This window comes from Radiobacillus kanasensis (assembly GCF_021049245.1).
Classification (GTDB): Bacteria; Bacillota; Bacilli; order Bacillales; family Amphibacillaceae; genus Radiobacillus; species Radiobacillus kanasensis.
Genome location: NZ_CP088020.1, coordinates 2,103,894 through 2,122,800 on the forward strand (window position 1 = coordinate 2,103,894; position 18,907 = coordinate 2,122,800).

General features: G+C 38.8%; 17 protein-coding genes, 2 pseudogenes and 1 riboswitch. Of the genes and pseudogenes, 4 read left to right on the top strand and 15 right to left on the bottom strand.

The window, feature by feature from the left end; all coding sequences use genetic code 11:
• Positions 1-19: 19 nt before the first annotated feature.
• From spoIIIAD to KO561_RS10975, 8 genes are all read right to left on the bottom strand, one after another.
• Positions 20-409, bottom strand: a complete 390-nt coding sequence (gene spoIIIAD / locus KO561_RS10940) for a stage III sporulation protein AD (RefSeq protein WP_231093301.1) — start codon at positions 407-409, stop codon at positions 20-22.
• A gap of 4 nt (positions 410-413) precedes the next feature.
• Entirely contained in the window at positions 414-620 is a 207-nt protein-coding gene (gene spoIIIAC / locus KO561_RS10945; RefSeq protein WP_231093302.1) for a stage III sporulation protein AC, read from the bottom strand.
• Positions 621-641: 21 nt separating this feature from the next.
• A complete protein-coding gene (gene spoIIIAB, locus KO561_RS10950) occupies positions 642-1,154 on the bottom strand; it encodes a stage III sporulation protein SpoIIIAB (protein WP_231093303.1) in 513 nt (170 codons plus the stop codon).
• Positions 1,099-2,085 (bottom strand): stage III sporulation protein AA, encoded by a 987-nt coding sequence (gene spoIIIAA, locus KO561_RS10955; RefSeq protein WP_231093304.1) that lies wholly within the window; start codon positions 2,083-2,085, stop codon positions 1,099-1,101. The genes spoIIIAB and spoIIIAA overlap by 56 nt, the downstream gene beginning before the upstream one ends.
• Before the next feature lie 282 nt (positions 2,086-2,367).
• Positions 2,368-2,925 (bottom strand): elongation factor P, encoded by a 558-nt coding sequence (gene efp, locus KO561_RS10960; protein ID WP_231093305.1) that lies wholly within the window; start codon positions 2,923-2,925, stop codon positions 2,368-2,370.
• A gap of 24 nt (positions 2,926-2,949) precedes the next feature.
• Complete coding sequence (locus KO561_RS10965; protein ID WP_231093306.1) at positions 2,950-4,011, bottom strand: M24 family metallopeptidase; 1,062 nt, start codon at positions 4,009-4,011, stop codon at positions 2,950-2,952.
• Positions 4,012-4,017: 6 nt separating this feature from the next.
• A complete protein-coding gene (gene aroQ / locus KO561_RS10970; protein WP_231093307.1) occupies positions 4,018-4,458 on the bottom strand; it encodes a type II 3-dehydroquinate dehydratase in 441 nt (146 codons plus the stop codon).
• 78 nt (positions 4,459-4,536) lie between these two features.
• Positions 4,537-5,073, bottom strand: a complete 537-nt coding sequence (locus tag KO561_RS10975; RefSeq protein WP_231093308.1) for a YqhR family membrane protein — start codon at positions 5,071-5,073, stop codon at positions 4,537-4,539.
• Positions 5,074-5,404: 331 nt separating this feature from the next.
• Between KO561_RS10975 and KO561_RS10980 the strand changes: the two genes are divergently transcribed.
• Positions 5,405-5,782 (top strand): SA1362 family protein, encoded by a 378-nt coding sequence (locus KO561_RS10980; RefSeq protein ID WP_231093309.1) that lies wholly within the window; start codon positions 5,405-5,407, stop codon positions 5,780-5,782.
• A 27-nt stretch (positions 5,783-5,809) separates the two neighbouring features.
• Here the strand turns inward: KO561_RS10980 and mntR are convergent, their stop codons facing one another.
• The 4 genes and pseudogenes from mntR to KO561_RS11000 form a co-directional block, all read right to left on the bottom strand.
• Entirely contained in the window at positions 5,810-6,232 is a 423-nt protein-coding gene (gene mntR / locus KO561_RS10985; RefSeq protein ID WP_231093310.1) for a transcriptional regulator MntR, read from the bottom strand.
• Positions 6,233-7,223: 991 nt separating this feature from the next.
• Positions 7,224-8,984, bottom strand: a pseudogene (locus tag KO561_RS10990) (vitamin B12-dependent ribonucleotide reductase); the annotation flags it as partial.
• A 236-nt stretch (positions 8,985-9,220) separates the two neighbouring features.
• Positions 9,221-10,105, bottom strand: coding sequence for a PDDEXK family nuclease (locus KO561_RS10995; protein WP_231093311.1), 885 nt, complete (start codon positions 10,103-10,105; stop codon positions 9,221-9,223).
• Between the two features lie 115 nt (positions 10,106-10,220).
• Positions 10,221-11,015 (bottom strand): annotated as a pseudogene (locus KO561_RS11000) (ribonucleotide reductase N-terminal alpha domain-containing protein); the annotation flags it as partial.
• Between the two features lie 428 nt (positions 11,016-11,443).
• Between KO561_RS11000 and KO561_RS11005 the strand changes: the two are divergent.
• The gene (locus KO561_RS11005) at positions 11,444-11,830 is read left to right on the top strand and encodes a rhodanese-like domain-containing protein (protein WP_231093313.1); all 387 of its coding nucleotides are present in this window, start codon (positions 11,444-11,446) and stop codon (positions 11,828-11,830) included.
• A 154-nt stretch (positions 11,831-11,984) separates the two neighbouring features.
• On the opposite strand, the gene gcvPB is transcribed toward KO561_RS11005, so the two are convergent.
• Genes gcvPB through gcvT form a run of 3 tightly spaced genes read right to left on the bottom strand, consistent with a single transcriptional unit; the run spans position 11,985 to position 15,915 of the window.
• Positions 11,985-13,445 carry an aminomethyl-transferring glycine dehydrogenase subunit GcvPB gene (gcvPB, locus tag KO561_RS11010; RefSeq protein ID WP_231093314.1) on the bottom strand — a complete coding sequence of 487 codons (1,461 nt, stop codon included), beginning with the start codon at positions 13,443-13,445 and terminating at the stop codon, positions 11,985-11,987.
• A complete protein-coding gene (gene gcvPA, locus KO561_RS11015; protein ID WP_231093315.1) occupies positions 13,438-14,787 on the bottom strand; it encodes an aminomethyl-transferring glycine dehydrogenase subunit GcvPA in 1,350 nt (449 codons plus the stop codon). Before gcvPA ends, gcvPB begins: the two co-directional genes overlap by 8 nt.
• A gap of 21 nt (positions 14,788-14,808) precedes the next feature.
• On the bottom strand, positions 14,809-15,915 hold the full coding sequence (gcvT, locus tag KO561_RS11020; protein ID WP_231093316.1) for a glycine cleavage system aminomethyltransferase GcvT: 1,107 nt from the start codon (positions 15,913-15,915) through the stop codon (positions 14,809-14,811).
• 237 nt (positions 15,916-16,152) lie between these two features.
• Positions 16,153-16,243, bottom strand: a riboswitch (glycine riboswitch).
• Positions 16,244-16,396: 153 nt separating this feature from the next.
• On the opposite strand from gcvT, the gene KO561_RS11025 reads away from it, so the two are divergent.
• Together KO561_RS11025 and KO561_RS11030 are read left to right on the top strand one after the other, a co-directional pair.
• Complete coding sequence (locus KO561_RS11025; RefSeq protein ID WP_231093317.1) at positions 16,397-18,082, top strand: DEAD/DEAH box helicase; 1,686 nt, start codon at positions 16,397-16,399, stop codon at positions 18,080-18,082.
• Positions 18,060-18,884 carry a YqhG family protein gene (locus KO561_RS11030; RefSeq protein WP_231093318.1) on the top strand — a complete coding sequence of 275 codons (825 nt, stop codon included), beginning with the start codon at positions 18,060-18,062 and terminating at the stop codon, positions 18,882-18,884. Before KO561_RS11025 ends, KO561_RS11030 begins: the two co-directional genes overlap by 23 nt.
• The last annotated feature ends 23 nt before the right edge of the window (positions 18,885-18,907 follow it).

An 18,907-nucleotide genomic window follows, 5' to 3' on the forward strand; every position in this document is an offset into this window, starting at 1 on the left:
TTCCTGCTCCCTTCCAAGTCTAGGCAGGTAAAAATCCTAAGATCGTTTCAATCACAGCTGTTAAGATAGGTACTGCTAGAACTAGAATAAATACTTTTCCGGCCAATTCTATTTTTGCTGCTATCGAGCTTAATCCAGCGTCTCTCGTTAAGTGGGCACCAAATTCGGCTATATAGGCAATGCCAATAATCTTTAAAATCGTTTCAATATACATTCCGTCGACATGTGCTTTTTGTCCTAGATGTTGAATCAAATCAAAAATGTGAGCAATCTGTTCAACAACTATGATGAAAATAAAAATGCCTGTTAATAAAATAAGGAAAAAAGCCATGCTAGACTTCTGTTCCTTCAAAATAATGACAAGCAAGCTTGCAACTATTGCTACTGTGACAATTTGAAATATTTCCATGCTATTACCCCTGGAATAAGAAAACAGACTTGATTTGCTGGAATAAATCCGAAATACCATCGATGACAATAACTAACACAATGATAAATCCGACTAACGTAGCAAACTGTGCGATTTCTTCTTTCCCCATCTGTTTCAGTATCGTATGAATCATCGCGACGATAATCCCTATTCCTGCTATTTGAAATAAGATTGAAGCATCACCGAGCATTCAACTCTACTCCTTTCCTTTCTAAATCAAGAGTAGTATGACAAGCAATCCAGTTAGAACGCCTAAACTTTTTGCCATCTTGCTATAACGATATTGATAATCTATTGCTTCCTGCAACTCCCGATCTAAATGAGTTAAAGCCAAGTGGATGTGCTTCTGTTGTTGTGTGAAATCATGTTGGCCTAACGTACGACCGAATTGTTCCAATATCTCTTTTTCATTTTTTCCTAAAGAAGATAATGGCCAGAATCGATTCATGTTCTTTTCCCAAATGTCATATAAATCTCCAGGGCGCTTTCCCAAATCCTTGCTAAATCCAGCAAAAAACCAAGAAACCGGCTTTGGTAATTGCTTCGAAACGGTTGCACACGCTTCGATAATAGGAGTCTGGCCATATAAAATTTCTGCTTCTAATATTTGCAATGCATTCTTTAATTGTCTGATTTGCTTTGGTCTTTCATTTAATTTCCGGGCAAATTCAAATCCCACCCATGTCGTAGCGCTTAAAAGAAGAAGTGCTCCAATCCATTTCATGTTGACTGCACCTCATTTTCGTTAAAATATTTTCGCCTTTTGGATTCAAAATGGTTTCCACAGAACCTGGCTTCTGTTTCGCATTTAAAAGAACAAAACGGTCAAAAGCACCCTGTTCAAATAACGGCGCAAGTGAAGGTCGCTTCTGAACCTCTTTCATGTCTTGTCCATGTACACTACAAAAGATTTTCACTCCAGCAAATACAGCCTCCATTAACGCTTGTACATCTTTTTCGCTCCCAATCTCATCCACAACTAAGACATCTGGAGACATGGAACGAATCATCATCATCATTCCCTCAGCTTTTGGGCAGGCATCCATCACATCCGTACGAAGCCCAAGCTGATGTTGGGGTACACCTTTTATACTGCCTGCTATTTCTGACCGTTCATCAATTACAGCTGTTTTCGCTGGACGCTGATTGGCCCATCCTGTAGAGATTAGTCTTGTGATATCGCGTAAAAGAGTGGTTTTTCCAGTTTGCGGTGGACCAATTAATAGTGTGCTTCTATACTGATTGATCACAGTATTAAACAAATAAGGGATGTATGGTTTGGCAACCCCTATCTTTTCCTTTGCAATTCGAATATTAAAAGAAGCAATGTGACGAATAGCATGAACAGAACCATTAGACGTATTTACCTTCCCAGCAAGTCCAACACGATGACCACCTTCGATTGTAATGAAACCTTGTCTCAATTCTTCCTCGATTCTATATAGGGAGAACTGACTTAATTGATTAAGGACAAAAATGGCATCCTGCTCACTTGGGCGGAACGCGGTCATCCATTCTTCCATTCCATCAAAGACTAATTCAATAGGTTGTCCAATGCGAAAGCGTATTTCCTGAAGACTTGTCCATCTTTTGCCAATTCGGTCCGCTAATTTCTCTTTTATATTCGCTGGAAACAGTCGCAAAATTTCATCCATATCTTACCCTCAATTCTTTTTGCACTTAGTCCTCTACTAGGTTTTACTTCCAATATATGCGCGCTCTCTATTTATATGACTGTTCCTAGTGAATCACATAAAGAATAGAAGCCCATTCCAAAAACACAAAGAACAGCTCCCCTCATTTGGAAAGCTGTTCTTTGTGACTTCATCCATTTAATCTATTCTATAGTATGGAAAATACATTCTGTTTAGCCTTTTAAAAATAAAAAACACCAGCTGCTGAACATTTCAACAACTGGTGTTGGGTGGTATTCGTGACTATGCTCTAGATACGTATTTCCCGTCACTTGTATTTACGACTAATACGTCCCCTACGTTTACAAAGAAAGGAACTTGTACCGATAAGCCTGTTTCTAGGGTCGCCGGCTTTGTTCCACCACTAGCTGTATCCCCTTTAATACCCGGTTCCGTCTCTGTTACTTCTAGTTCCACGTTATTTGGAAGATCTACCCCTAATGTTTCCCCTTGATAGGTAATCACGTTCACTTCCATATTTTCCTTAAGGAATTTGAGTTCGTACTCAATTTGTCCTGTTTGTAGTTCAAGCTGTTCATAAGAAGTATTGTCCATAAACGTATGAGTATCTCCAGAAGCATATAAATATTGCATTTTTCTATTTTCAATATGCGCGCGGCCTACTTTCTCACCAGCGCGGAATGTTTTTTCTTGAATGCTTCCGTTACGAAGGTTTCTTAATTTAGAACGTACAAATGCTGCACCTTTACCCGGCTTTACGTGTTGGAAGTCAATAACTTGCCAAATCGATCCGTCCACTTCAATCGTTAATCCTGTTTTAAAATCGTTAACTGAAATCATTGTTCGATTTCCCCCTACTAAAAATTATAATGTTATTAATTGCTTTGGTGAATGCGTCAAGACTTCATTTCCGTCTTTGGTTACAACTGTGTCGTCTTCTATACGACACCCACCAACATCCGCCACGTAAATTCCAGGCTCCACCGTTACAACCATACCTGGTTCTAATGCTTGCTCGAAACGGAAAGACAATCCTGGGCCTTCATGAACATCTAAACCAATACCATGTCCAGTCGAGTGACCGAAATAACTTCCGTAGCCTTTTTCCTCTATGTAGTCTCTCGTTAAAGCATCCGCTTGCTTCCCGCTAATTCCCGCTTTTATTCCTTCCATACCCTTGATTTGTGCTTCTAATACAATGTGATAGATTTCTTTTAACTTATCATGGATAGAACCTACCGCCACTGTACGAGTTATGTCCGAACAGTAGCCTTTGTATAAAGCTCCAAAATCAAGCGTCACGAGCTCACCAGATTCAATTCTTTTTTCTGAGGCGACCCCATGTGGAAGCGCAGATCTTTTTCCTGACGCTACAATAATGTCAAAGCTAGAGGAAGTTGCTCCCTGCTTTCTCATGAAAAATTCTAATTCATTAGAAACATCGATTTCTTTCACACCGGGTTTAATGAAGGTTAAAATGTGATCAAAAGCAGCGTCGGCAATCTCAGCAGCTGACTTTAATATCTTAATCTCATCCTCTGTCTTAATCAAGCGCAACGTTTCTACTAAACCACTTGTCGGAACAAGCTCTACTCCTAATTTTTCGCGATAGTTTTCATATACCGCATAAGTAAGGTCATCTTTTTCAAAGCCGACCTGTTTTAATCCAAGCTTTTGGATCTGTTCAGCAATTTCTAAAACAACCGGCTGTTTGTGTTCCACAATTTCAAAATCCACCGCTTGTTCAGTCGCTTGTTCTATGTAACGAAAATCAGTAATCAAGAGGGCCGCTTCTTTCGTAATCAAGACCACACCCGCTGTACCTGTGAACCCAGTCATATACCTTCTATTTTTATCGTTCGTAACTAAAAGTCCGTCCAAATTTTTTTCGTTTAAACGTTTTCTCAATTTGTCTAGTTTCCCCAACACAGCTCACCCTTTCTGTTTTTCTTCCAATAATGCACGTGCAGCCAGCTCATATCCACGTACCCCAAGCCCAACGACTTGACCTAAGCATACTGGTGCTAAAAGGGACGTATGTCGGAACGTTTCCCTTTGATGCACATTAGAAATATGAACCTCAATAACCGGAATGGATATGGAACTAATAGCGTCGCGAAGCGCAATACTGGTATGAGTATATGCTCCTGGATTAAAGACAACTCCGATAAAGCTATCATCTAAACTATGAAGTTGATCGATTAGTTCTCCCTCATGATTGGATTGAAAATTTCTAACCTCTACATGAAAGGGACTCGCAATCGTTTCCACCCGCTTTACCACATCAGTAATCGTCTCGCTTCCATAAATATCTGGTTCTCTTTTTCCTAATCTATTTAAGTTAGGACCATTTAGTACTAGCAAGCGTTCCATATACTCCCCATCCCCCTTTCAAACTGCAAATGATTCCTTTACTAGTTTATCATAAGTTTCTTTTTTTTCGAACTTTTCTTAAGAAGATTGCGCTTGTGAATCGTTGTATTCGTATGAAATCGAATATCCAATAAACGTACCGTATAACAAGTATAGACAAATCGTTGTAACAATCGTATTACTAGACAACTCAGTCATACTTTCGACATTGCGGAACACTGGATTTAACAAATAAAACACAACAAACCACAACGCTACTCCAAACATGGCACTTTGCCAAATATTCTCCATTTTTTTAAATAGGAAGTAATAAACCAATGCCACTAGGATGGAGATAATCCCGATGACTAGAATGGAAATGGCTTCTCCAACCCATCCATCTGACCATGAAGTGTCTAACCACCAATGAAGGACAAAGGTTGCAGGGGAAACCGTTGTAAAATTAAAATAGGCTGCTATAGCTCCGAGAAAACTCCAAAGAACCCCTCCAACAAATCCCGTTAACAGCGATTTTGTTAGTAAAGATTTCGGTTTTTCGCGTTTATTTTGTTCTAACTGTTTATTCTCCATACAAACACCTCCACCCTTATCATGACCAATAGAACGCTGTTTCATCCAGTAGCCCCTCATTTCATAAAACTGATTCGAACATTTGCTCACAATATCCTTTTCACGATCTGCGTCATTTAGTAAAATAAAAGAAATAAAGAGTCAACATTTTATTTCTTTTTTTACGGGGTTATGGTGAATATTTTTCCTTCTAAAGGCAATCCTATGAAAAGGATTTTCGAAAACTTTTTCTACATACTGCTATCAGAATCAGCAATACGAAAAGATCATACAATCTTATAAAAATAGTAGTGAAATTATGATATTTTTGTGGAATTAGTGGTATACAAATAAAAAGGATTATATCCGGAACCGTTAATGGAAAGGAGGATTTAAGATGTCTCGTAATAAACTATCACTTTTTATATATGCCATTATCGGCTTGGCCGTTTTGGGCTTTGCATCACAGCTTATAACGGACACCGCTTCTCTTGTACGAGGCTTACTTACTATGGTCGTCGTTGGTGCCATTATGTATGGAGTTGTGTACTATTTCTTTCTTAGAAATCGCACCTCCAACGAGTTGAAGAAATATAAGAAAGCTGCCAAGCAGTCCAAAGCAAAGCACAAAAAAGACGGCAAAAAAGCGTATGCTCAAGCTACCAAAAAATCCTCAAACCAGCTCATTAAGCGAAAAAGTTTGAAACCGAAGGCTACCCACCTTCGAGTCATTGAGGGCAATAAACAAAAACGTAAAAATCGAGCTTCTTTTTAAAAAAGAGCTCGATTTCTTTATGGATAATTATTTATTTTCGCTATTTTGGTGATAGACCTCAAGTTCTTTCACTCTATCTGGTTTTTCCTGTAGATACTGTACTAAATCCCCTATACGATCAATGGAATTCCAACTTAAATGATGTTCGATCCCTTCTACATCTTCGTAGATGTTTTCCTTGTCCACTCCAATTAATTCTAAGAATTGCTCTAGCAATTCATGACGATAGACAAGTCTTTTCCCAATTTTCGTTCCTTTTGTAGTTAAAATTAATCCTCTATATTTTTCGTAGTTCAAATATTCATCTTTATCCAGCTTTTGCACCATTTTCGTAACGGAGGATGGGTGTACTTGTAACGCTTCTGCTATGTCCGATACCCGGGCGTATCCCTTTGATTCGATTAACATGTAAATTTGCTCTATATAGTCTTCCATACTTGGAGTTGGCATGACAATCCTCCATTCATCGTTTTATGCTCATAAAAATGATACACTAGATTATTCATACAAACAAGGAAACGTTCCATAATAGTCATTCTCTTTATGGGGTTACTTGGAACAAAGAGGCTGATCTAAAACTATAGCTTCCCACTCTTGGACAAGAAGCTTAGAGCTGTATATTTTCAATGGTTGGATTTTCATTCAAATTTGATATAAAATGCGAAGTAACTTTAATTTAAAATTTTATTGAAAGAATGAAAAGTGAAGCTTGATGCCACGCTTCGGCAGAACACTCCGCTTTCCACGGGCACGGCCTCAATCTCCTCAGAAGAAACCCACTTCCTGCGGGGCTTTCACCTCGTGCTGTTCCCGTAGGAGTCTCCGTATTCTGCCTACGCTTATGGGATTTCATTAGATGGCAAGTTGATTTTTTAAAACTTGTTATGTCATTATACTTACTAAGAACGATTCATTGAACATACTTTTTACTCGATTCACTCTTTTTAGTTTTGTCGAAGTTCTATTATCGCATCCTTTATTTTGATTGACCTTCATTTCAGTGATAAATCTCTTTGTGAAAATTTTTTCTAGTCCTCTCATTATGGCATGTTGATTGGAGTGGAGGGCAGTCGACTCCTGCGGGAAAAGCAACAGTCGAAGACCCCGAAAGATGCACCTGCGTCTTTTAGTAACGCTTCGAAGTAAGCTTCCTCGGTGCAAGGCAGCAAAGATGATTATTCGATGTAGTAGCCTGGCTGAGGCGTTGCCCGCGGAAAGCGACTGCCCGCAGCGGAAATCAACATAGCGTCTATATCGAGCAGTTATTAAATGGATGACTTTTGTTTAACTTTTTTATGTCGCATTCTATATATATTTAGCAACAATATTTACAAAAAGTATTATAGAAAAATCCGAACTGGTTGGAATTCTAATGAAAGAATTCCAACCATAGTTCGGATTTTATTAGGATTAACCTTATTTTGCCCGTGCCTCTACCTTCTTATAATCCACATTTTAATTGAGCATTACAATTCGTGCAGGTATTGCAGCCTCCGATGTCTTCCACTGTTCCTTTTCGGCAAACTGGGCAAGTATCCCCTACTTCAGAACCGATCGTCACTTGTGTCTTCTCTAGTTCATGGACGGTATCTACCAGTACAACATGTGGTTTGTTAGAAACTGTTTCTTCTTTTTCTTCAAAGCTGTTTTCTTCTGCTTTTAGAGTCAATACTTGTGTATCACGGCTTCCATCTACATAAACCGTTCCACCTTTTGCTCCTCCATTGTACAGACGACGGTAAACACTTTCTACCTGTTCAACGGAGTAACCTCTAGGAGCGTTAACTGTTTTGGAAATAGAGCTATCTACCCAATTTTGAATGACACACTGAGTGTCAGCGTGTGCTTCAGAAGAAAGTTCCATCGCTGTTACAAACCAGTGTGGAAGCTTGTCCGGATCTTGTCCGGGATTGTTATCTAAAAATTCTTGTACGATATCAGCTTTTACTTCAATGAACTTTCCAAGACGACCGCTTCGGTAATAAGAGAATGAGAAGTATGGTTCTAATCCAGTACTTACCCCAACCATCGTGCCAGTGCTTCCTGTAGGAGCAACGGTTAAGAGGTGAGAGTTACGAATTCCATACGATAAAATATCCTGACGAATATCTTCCGGCATTTTTTTCATATAACCAGTTTGGATGAAATTTTCTCTTAATTGTTGTGTTTCTTCTTCTGTTTCTCCGATTAAAAATGGGAAGCTGCCCTTTTCTTTGGCAAGCTCTATAGACTCACGATAAGCAGTAGTTGCAATCGTTTCAAAGATTTCGTCCACAAGCTTGTTTCCTTCCGTGGAACCATATTCTGTTTCACAATAGATTAACAGATCGTGAAGTCCCATTACACCAAGTCCTACACGACGTTCTCCAAGGGCTTGCTTTTTATTTTCTTCTAAGAAATATGGAGTCGCATCAATGACATTGTCCTGCATGCGCACACCCGTTTTCACGGTTTGAATTAACTTATCGAAGTTTACAGATTTGTTTTCTTTGTCAGCAACCGAAGCAAGGTTAACGGCAGCCAAATTACATACAGAGAATGGAGCCAATGGTTGCTCTCCACAAGGGTTTGTTGCCACTACTTGTTGTCCGTATGCTTTTGCATTGGTCATATCGTTCGCATTGTCAATAAAGAAAATTCCCGGTTCAGCCGAATACGTTGCGCAAATATTGATAAGGTTCCATAGCTCTTTCGCCTTTACTTTGCGATAAACACGTACAGGGTATCCCATTTCTTCCCATTTACGGACATCGCCAACTTCATGCCATTTTTCGTTATAGTCTTTCATTTGTTCCTCTGTGTAGCTCTCTACATAAGGGAATCTTAGTTCATATTCAGCGTCATTCTCTACCGCTTCCATGAAATCTTTGGTTAAACAAACAGAGATGTTTGCACCTGTTAAAAATTCAGAATTATGAACGCTATAAGTTCCTCCTGTTTGAAGCTTTTCTTCTGATTCCTTAATCGCTTGTTCTGGGAAACCACCTAAGCCAGGCATCGCTTTATAATTGACTACACCTTGATAGATATCTTGTTCAGTCGGTGTCAGCGGCGTAAATTTCAACTTGTCTTTCGCGAGCTGTTTAATTAATTCTTCTTCGGAGTTTTCAATAAGGAATCTAAGTATTCTCGGATTTTGCATTTTGGAAATGATAAATTCCATTATGTCTGGGTGCCAATCCGCTAACATGATCATTTGGGCCAAAATGTTTCGTTGATTCGTTACATCAACTCTCTAAGTCACCCTAGAGTTCAGACCATATCTTCCACTCACCTAGAGTGTCCTCGCACTTCGAAATCACTTGATTTCTACTCTACTCACTTCCGCTAAAAAAGCGTGTTTTCGATGGTCGTTGAACCTTCCCCTTTTAAGGGGCTTGGCTGCTGATTGTCTTTTTCCACTTGTTGTTTTTAAGCATTCACGCGTACCGTTTCCAGTTACGTTGTAGCCAACAAGTCATTTATGATGCATTTTATCGATTCAAAATTATTTAAAATGTCATCTTCCCAAAACCGTATAATTTTGTAATCATTTCTCAGAGCTATCTCATTTTTATCCCGATCAATTTTAATACGACCTAATTGCCATTCAGCTGGATCCGGGTAAAATTTGGGGTTTGCATGCCAGTAGTCACCATCACACTCAATAATTACTTCTTGATTAGGAAGTAGAAAATCAAACTGCCTGTTTTCAAGAATAAACGAATATATATAGCGAATGTTCCGTTTAATAAGATAGGCTTCTACAATTTTCTCTATTCGTGTTTTCTTAAACTCTTTTCTTTCCATCTGTTTTAGAGTAGCTTGTCTGATCTTATTAATGGTATCTTCACTGTAAATTCCTTTTTTACCACTATTCCAAGAAGGAGTTTTATTTTTCCTTCTAGTTTGTGCAGTTTGTGTAATAATTTTTTTAAAATGTTTTTCCTTTTCATTTTCATCCATGGATTGATGCCATAACTTAGTAGATTTTGACCTTTGAATACTTTCACAATTGTCACTACATGTTTTTGTTTTCCTGTGGGGTCTTGTATCTGTGTCAAATCTTTTCCCACATGTGATACATGTCATCGGGTCACTTTTTGCACTACATGACCTAGAACAATATTGTTTCGGTCTTCCCCTATATAAATCAACTAAGTTATAACAAAGTTCATAGGAACATTTTAAATCTTTGTCGGAATAGTAATATGTTTTAAGGTATTCGTTGAGCATAATTGTATGTTTTTTTAAGTGTGTAGTAAACCGACCCTGTTTGTTATGAGAAAACTGATATCCACAAATTTTACATTTTTGCGGTAACTTTGCATCATATGGTTTCATGTTTTCACCTCAAGTTAAAAGAAATTTTATACTTGGTGTTATTACATGAATTACCAATAAAGAGTTTCCAGCAATTCACGAGGTTTTTTTAGAGACGAGGCACTTAAGCTGATTTACCACGTCTTGATCCACCTTGTTCAACAAGGTGAGTTAGTTTTGCAATATCATCTAACCATGAAACAGATCCTGAAGATTTCCCATTTACGCCTCTAGCTAACGTATTTCTTGGACGCAGGGTTGAACCGTTTGTTCCAACTCCCCCACCACGACTCATAATTTCCATCACTTGCTTTCGGTGATCCGAAATACCTTCACGGGAATCTTTCACGAAAGGCATGACATAACAGTTAAAATAAGTAACATCTGTATCCGAACCAGCACCATATAGAACTCGTCCAGCAGGAATGAAATTCATATTAGATAATTCATGATAAAAGGAATCGAACCATTCTTTTTGTTTCTCTTCTGTTCCTTCCACGTTCGAAAGACCAGTCGCATTTCTCATCGCGATTTGTTCATAGAATATTTCAAGTGGCTTATCGATCACATCCAACGACCGTGTTACAACACCCGTTTCTATTTCTTTCTCATTATCCAAGACAGACACAAACTCTTTATCCACTTGGATATCAGCTTGTTTATTTTCCCAGTCAATAGATTTTACAAATCCAAGACCTCTTGCGGGAAATTTAGGATCTGCTTTTACCGTTAAGACAACAAAATCCCCTGTCGTTAAGGTTAGCTTTTCCGTATCTTTAAATGCATACCGATCTAACATAACTAGACGAGAAACACCCTTGTGGGTCAGTTTCATATCGCTCGTAATCGGATGCACTTGTGGAAATAGACTAATATCTTTATTCAACCTTTCGACATTAATCTCCATAGAAACATCAGTAACAGCGCTCATTTGCACATCTCCCCTCAATCCAAATATATTCATTTCGTTATTCTTGGGTGTTGATTCTTTACTACTTAATTTAACACACCCTTGACTAAAGAAACAATATATAGTGTCTGAAAAAACCAAAATTACTATATGTTGATTTCCAGAACGAGTGCATACGATTTTGTCAAAAACAAAAACTTCTAATTTTAATAGATATTATTAGATAAACGAAGAAAACCTAGTAAAAAACATAACTTTTAACTTTTTTCTAAGTTTGCATAACCATTTCTATTCAGTCTTTATTTTGCATCATTCGACAATCTTGGTAATTTTCTGTTCATAGAAATACCATTTCATTCATATAGTATAAGGAACTAGAAAAAATCTTTGAAATAAGAGAGAAAGAATGTATATAATAAAGACGAATAAATGGTAAATGGGGGAACATCATGGAAATATTAATTGCAGCCGTTGTTGCTTTTATCGTATTTACGCTCTATCGGTTTTTTAGACAAAGAAAAATTATCAAGACATTAACAGAAGAAGAATTTATTAGTGGGTATAGAAAAGCACAACTCATCGATGTTCGTGAACCTAAGGAATTTGATGCTGGTCACATACTCGGTGCAAGAAACATTCCTATGTCTCAGCTTAGTCAAAGAATGCCTGAGGTTCGGAAAGATCAACCAGTGTACCTATATTGCCAAAGTGGTGCTCGTTCTGCCCGAGCAGCGTTCATGCTTCACAAGAAAGGCTACCGCGACTTGTATCAACTACAAAACGGATTCAAAAAATGGAACGGTAAAATCAAAAAAACCAAAAAAGCTTCTTACTAAACAAAGCTGCATCTTATCGATGCAGCTTTTTCTAGTTTTACTTCAAAAGATACCATTCCTTAAAATCATCCAAATAAAACGTAGGGGACAAATCACGTTGTGACTCATCCCCCTGTTTTTTTTCTATTTTACTTCCCTTTCAAACTCTCTATCTCTATTCTTTTATATAACGTAAAATTGGTTTTCTGGCTGCTGTCGTTTCGTCCATCCGTTTCACAACCGTTGTGTAAGGAGCTTCTTGGACAATTTCCGGATTATCTTTTGCCTCTTGAGCAATCTGGAGCATCGTATCAATAAACTCATCTAGCGTTTCTTTTGCTTCTGTTTCCGTAGGCTCCACCATTAATGCCTCCTCTACATTTAACGGGAAGTATATAGTAGGTGGATGGAAACCGAAGTCTAACAGACGTTTTGCGATATCTAATGTGCGAACCCCTAGCTTTTTCTGGTTCTTACCAGACAGCACGAACTCATGTTTACAATGTTGGTTATATGGTAAATGATATTCCTTTTCTAAACGTCTCATCATATAGTTTGCATTTAATACCGCGTATTCACTAACCTTCTTCAATCCTTCTGCTCCCATCGTACGGATGTACGTATAAGCACGTAAGTTGATTCCGAAGTTACCATAATAAGGCTTAACACGACCAATGGAATCAGGACGATTGTAATCAAAAATATACTCATCCTCTACTTTAGTTAAGACTGGCTTCGGTAAATATCTAGCTAGTTCTTCCGATACACCAACTGGACCAGATCCTGGTCCACCACCACCGTGTGGGCCAGTGAATGTCTTATGAAGATTTAAATGGACCACATCAAATCCCATATCACCAGGTCGTGCATATCCCATAATCGCATTTAAGTTCGCTCCATCATAATAAAGCTTTCCGCCAGCGTTATGAACAATTTCAGCCATTTCTAAAATATGTTCTTCAAAAAGACCTAGCGTGTTCGGATTAGTAAGCATAAGCGCGGCCGTATCATCGCCAACTACACGTTTCAAATCTTCTAAATCTACTAACCCTTTTTCATTCGACTTAACCGTTACAGATTCGAATCCTGCAACCGTAGCAGAAGCCGGATTGGTTCCGTGTGCAGAGTCCGGCACAATCACTTTCGTGCGATTCGTATCCCCATTTGATTCATGAAAAGCACGAATCATCATTAACCCAGTCCATTCACCATGGGCACCAGCTGCTGGTTGAAGTGAGACTTCATACATCCCAGTAATTTCCGCTAAAGATGTTTGTAAATCAAATAACATCTCCATAGCTCCTTGAACAGTTTTGTTGTCTTGATAAGGATGAATATGGCTAAAACCTTCTAATCGCGCCACATCTTCGTTTATTTTCGGGTTGTACTTCATCGTACAGGAGCCAAGTGGGTAAAATCCAGAATCAACTCCGTGGTTTCGTTTCGATAACGCCGTATAGTGACGGATAACTTGTAACTCACTTAATTCAGGAAGCCCCGCTTCTTCTTCGCGAATATAAGCTGCTTCAAAAACATCGTTTAATTCTGTTTCTGGAACGTCTAAGGCTGGTAAGCTGAAGCTGGTTCTTCCTGGTTGACTATGTTCAAAAATTAAAGGAAAGTCTTCGTTACGCACAAATATCCCCCACTTCTTTAATGAATGTATCGATCTCTTCTTTCGTACGGATTTCCGTAACGGCCACTAACATTTGATGGTTCCAATCTTCTTGGACTAGCCCCAGATCATAACCGCCAATGATTCCGCGCTCTAATAGATGTTCATTTACAGAAGAGACAGGCTTCGGAAGCTCTACAACAAGTTCGTTAAACGTAGCCCCGTTATATTTGACGGTAAAACCTGCAGCTTCTATTGCTTGCTTAGCATAGTACGTTTTTTGAATGTTCAACCACGCCATCTTTTTGACACCTTGTTTCCCAAGCGAACTCATCGCAACGGAAGCAGCAAGTGCATTAAGCGCTTGGTTAGAACAAATATTTGATGTCGCCTTATCACGACGGATATGCTGTTCTCGAGCTTGTAACGTTAAGACAAACCCGCGTTTCCCATCTTCATCAACTGTTTGCCCAACTAAACGCCCAGGAACTTTTCTCATAAGCTTCGCCGTTGTAGCAAAATACCCACAGTGTGGGCCACCAAATTGAGCTGGAATTCCGAATACTTGAGCATCTCCAACGACAATATCTGCACCGAACTGTCCAGGTGGTGTTAAGTAGCCAAGAGCTAAAGGATTACTAGAAACGATAAACATCGTTTTCTTTTGATCCTCTAGTAATTGTTGAACGTCTGCTAATGGTTCCACTTGGCCAAAGAAGTTTGGATATTGAAGAACAACACTAGCTGTATCTGCATCAAGATGTTCTTTTAAAGCTTCTAGATCTGTCACGCCATCTTTGATATCAATGTCAACAATCTCTAGATGAGGTCCTTTCGCGTACGTTTCGATAACAGCACGAGATTCTGGATGGATCGCTTTGGATACAAGAATTTTCTTTTTCTTCGTTTGTGCTGCACTAAGGTTAACCGCCTCTGCTAGAGCCGTCCCCCCATCGTACATTGATGAATTCGCTACATCCATTCCTGTTAATTCGCTAATCATCGTTTGAAATTCAAAAATTGCTTGTAGTTCCCCTTGTGAAATCTCTGGTTGATACGGTGTGTAAGCTGTATAGAATTCAGATCTAGAGATAACGTGGTCTACGACAGAAGGAATGTAGTGGTCATATACACCCGCACCTAGAAAGGACGTATGACTTTTCAACGATACATTCTTTTTAGCTAAGGCAGAGAGTTCTTGCATGAGTTCATATTCACTTGTAGGCTTCTTTACATTCAATTCTCCCTGAAAACGGACTTTTTCTGGAATATCTGAAAATAGTTCTTCTGTAGATTTTATACCAATCGTATCTAGCATTTCTTTTTTATCTGTCTCCGTCATTGGTAAATAACGAAATTCCATCGGTTACCCTCCCCAAATTACTTACTTACTTCTTTTATAAAATGGTGTTGAAACTACTTCTGCTTTCAATCGTTTATTCCTTACTTCTACTAGAACCTCCGTTCCTAACTTCGTGTGATCTATTGAAAGAAGTGCCAGCCCGACATTTTTCTTTAAGGTAGGAGACTGTGTTCCGGTTGTAACAAAACCAATTTCTTGATCCTCTACAAACACTTTGTACCCATGTCTTGGTATCCCTTTATCGATCATCTCAATACCGACTAACTTTCGTTTTGTTCCATGTTCTTTTTGTTCCTTTAAGATCGCTTTTCCGATAAAATCCGATTCTTTATCTGTTTTTACAGCAAACCCAATTCCCGCTTCAATCGGAGTTATATCCTTACTTAATTCCTGGCCATATAAAGCGAGGTTTGCCTCAAACCGAAGCGTATCTCTTGCTCCTAACCCAATTGGTTCTACACCATCTTCTTGACCTGCTCGTAATATTAGATCCCACAGCTTAGTCCCCGCAGCAGTATCTATATAAATTTCAAACCCATCTTCACCTGTGTACCCTGTGCGAGAAACAATTGCTGGTTGAGAGATGCCAGTAAAATACACGGGTGAATCGAATTTAAAGAATCCAATGGAAGAAAGATCCATCTCTGTTAGGGTTTGTAGGATTTTTTCAGCTTTAGGTCCTTGAAGAGCAAGTTGAACATACTCAGAAGAAAGGTTCGTAATTTCAACACCTTCTTCTTGATGCTTGATAAGCCAATCAAAATCCTTTTCCGTATTGGCCGCATTAACTACCAACAAGTACTTCGATTCCGCTAGCATATACACGATAAGATCATCTACGGTTCCACCATTCTCGTAACACATCACCGAATATTGAGCCTTTTTTGGTGCAAGCTTAGATACGTCATTTGTTAACATTTTTTGCAAATAACGCTCACTCGCAGGTCCTTCGACTACTATTTCTCCCATATGGGAGACATCAAATAATCCTGCTGCAGTCCGAGTTGCTTCATGTTCTTTTTTGATGCCCGAAAATTGGACAGGTAAATCCCAACCACCAAAATCAATTGTTTTAGCCCCGTATTTTTCATAGCTTGGATAGACCGGTGTTCGCTTTAATTCCGCCATGTTCCACTCCCCTTTTTCTTGTTAATTGACAATGGATAGATATTAGAAAACACGACTATCTCTGTAAATGGCGATAGTCGAACATTCCCTATACTTCACAAAGGTATAAAAAAACAGAGACTCCACCGAAAAAATCAGTAAAGTCTCTGTCCTTGCACCAGAAAGTTTCGCCCAATGAATCGGGCTTGCATCTTTGGTGGTTTACGAAACGAAATTCATAAACACTCTCCAGAGTTGCGTCACACAAAAGTCTTTTTGCCTGAGAGATTCGCTTATGCAGCTTGCTCCGTCGGCGCTACGTGATCGTAGTCTCTCCTTTTGTATTCATCCGCGATTTTTAAATTTTAATTAGTTGGGCATACTATTAGTCACTTAGATTGTTATTTCTATGTAAATCATGGTTATTATACCATAGCCTTTTCGGGTTGTGGGAAAGAAATTCCTTTAAGACAAGAATCTCTAAGAGAGGAAGGGACAAGTCTTGAATATACAGCTACAACGAGATATAGACTTTATCGATGAATTAGATGAGAATTTAGAAAACGATCGTTCTTTCAGTTCATGGGAGTTATTCAAAATGAACTATGATTCTACGAAAACAACGATTACTCCCGAATTCAAAGGATTAACCGCGCCAAAGCACCTACCTCATGTGACCTTTTTGGATCATCAGCTTGAATGTGCACAGCAAGTCGTAGAGGACATGAATGGGCGTGGAATTCTTGCAGATGAAGTAGGGCTTGGCAAAACAATAGAAGCTGGTTTAATCCTGAAAGAATATATGATTCGCGGGCAAGTGAAAAAAGGACTCATATTAGTGCCTGCATCCCTAGTCAATCAATGGGCAAATGAACTCAATCAAAAGTTTTATATTCCTGCTTTGTCGCAACGAAAACGACCAGTTTGGGATCAAGAAAATATCGTGATTACATCGATTGACACCGCAAAACGCGCTCCACATCGCGAAAAAATATTAGAGCAAGATTATGATTTCGTGTTAATCGATGAGGCTCATAAACTAAAAAATCACAAAACAAAAAACTATGAATTCGTTCGAAAAATAAAAAAGAAGTATTGTCTTCTATTAACTGCAACACCTGTTCAAAATAAATTAAGCGACATTTTTAATCTAGTATCTATTCTTAAGCCTGGATATTTAGGTAACTACGAAGACTTTACCAATCGGTTCGGTCGCGATCGAAAAAACCTATATAACGATGCCCATTTAAAACAACTGATTCAAAAAGTAATGGTGCGAAATCGCCGGGAAGATACAGGAATTGATTGGACGAAACGAAAAGTAGAAACGGTTTGGATAGATTTCACAGAAGAAGAGCAACAGGCTTATGACAAACTTAGAAATCTGTTACGAGAGTCCTATGCGGCAAGCTTCTCTTCGATTACATTATCGAGAGAATTATGCTCCTCTCGTGAAGCTTGTTACTTATCGATTCAAAAATTGCTTCAACAGCCTGATAAAGAGGTTCCTAATCAAGAACAGTATGTGGAAATGATGAATGAGATTGGTCAGCTTCCACATCATTCAAAAGCGAAAAAAGTGGTTGAACTCATCCAACAAAAAGAAGATGATGAAAAGTTCATTGTTTTCACCGAATACCGAGCAAGTCAACTATATTTACAATGGTACTTGCAGCAACATGGCATCTCCTCTGTTCCATTCCGCGGGGGCTTCAAAAGAGGGAAAAAGGATTGGATGCGTCAATTATTCCAAAACCATGCACAGGTCCTAATCGCAACCGAAGCTGGTGGGGAAGGGATTAACCTACAATTTTGTAACAATATGATCAACTATGATCTCCCCTGGAATCCGATGCGATTAGAGCAAAGAATTGGTCGTATTCATCGCTTTGGACAAGAAAAGGATGTTCATATTTATAATTTCGCCATCCGAAACACCATTGAAGACCATGTTTTAAACTTATTGTACGAAAAGATCCAGTTGTTCGAGCGGGTGGTAGGAAGTATCGATGCCATTTTAGCAGATTTAAACATTAAGGATGTGGAGAAGGAAATCCACTCCATCTTTTCCGAATCGTCGTCTGATGGAGAAGCAAGAATCAAATTAGAAAACCTGTCTTCCGTTATTTCTCATGCACAAGAACAGGTCTCAGAGGAGGATTGGAATGGCAATCGAGAATCTTCATGATTTTATGGAAAACTATTTTAAAGCAAATGATTGTAGCATTGTAGAAAACAACAACGGAAAATTAAAAATTCAGTTGACCGACGTCATGGATGAATTACTAATGAACCGTCCTTTCTATTGGCAATATGTAAAGAAGCTCGGATATCCAGGACAGCCCATGGAAGTAAGCTTCATCACTAACCCAGAACGAAGAGAGGAAGAAGGAGAATGGATTCACTTTGGAAGTCCGCGCGTTCATCAAATATTTCGGACATTAAAAACGCAAGGTAGAATGACCAAATTATATGAACAGATCCAAGCGGGGCAACGAACTCCTTTGACACCATGGCTTGTCATTAATATGAAGATTAGCTATGAAGGAAAGCAAAAAAAAGATGAAGTCGTATCTTTCGGATTAAACTTAATAAACGGAGCTATGCTTAAAGGGATGATGGAAGCTATTGAAGATCTCTCCTTTCACTCCAATATTTCGGACTTCAGTTACACCATGACACCGATTATTCGAATCAAAAGTGGATATCAACGAATTATCCAATATATCGAGAAATCTCTTCAACAAGAAGATCATGATTGGGCAGCAGAATCCTTGAAGCATTTGCAAGAGGAGCTTCAGCTCTTGGATCACTTTTATACAGAAGGAGATCAACAAGACTCTGAGGAAGAGGCAGAATATGAACAACTCATGGAACAAGAGCGAAAAGATATAGAAAATAGATATCAACCGACGATTCGTTTAGAAGTTGTCAACGGCGGATTATTTTATTTAAGTCAAACAACATCCAATCAGTTTTTACAAAAATAAGCAGGATCCTTTTGCTAAGGACC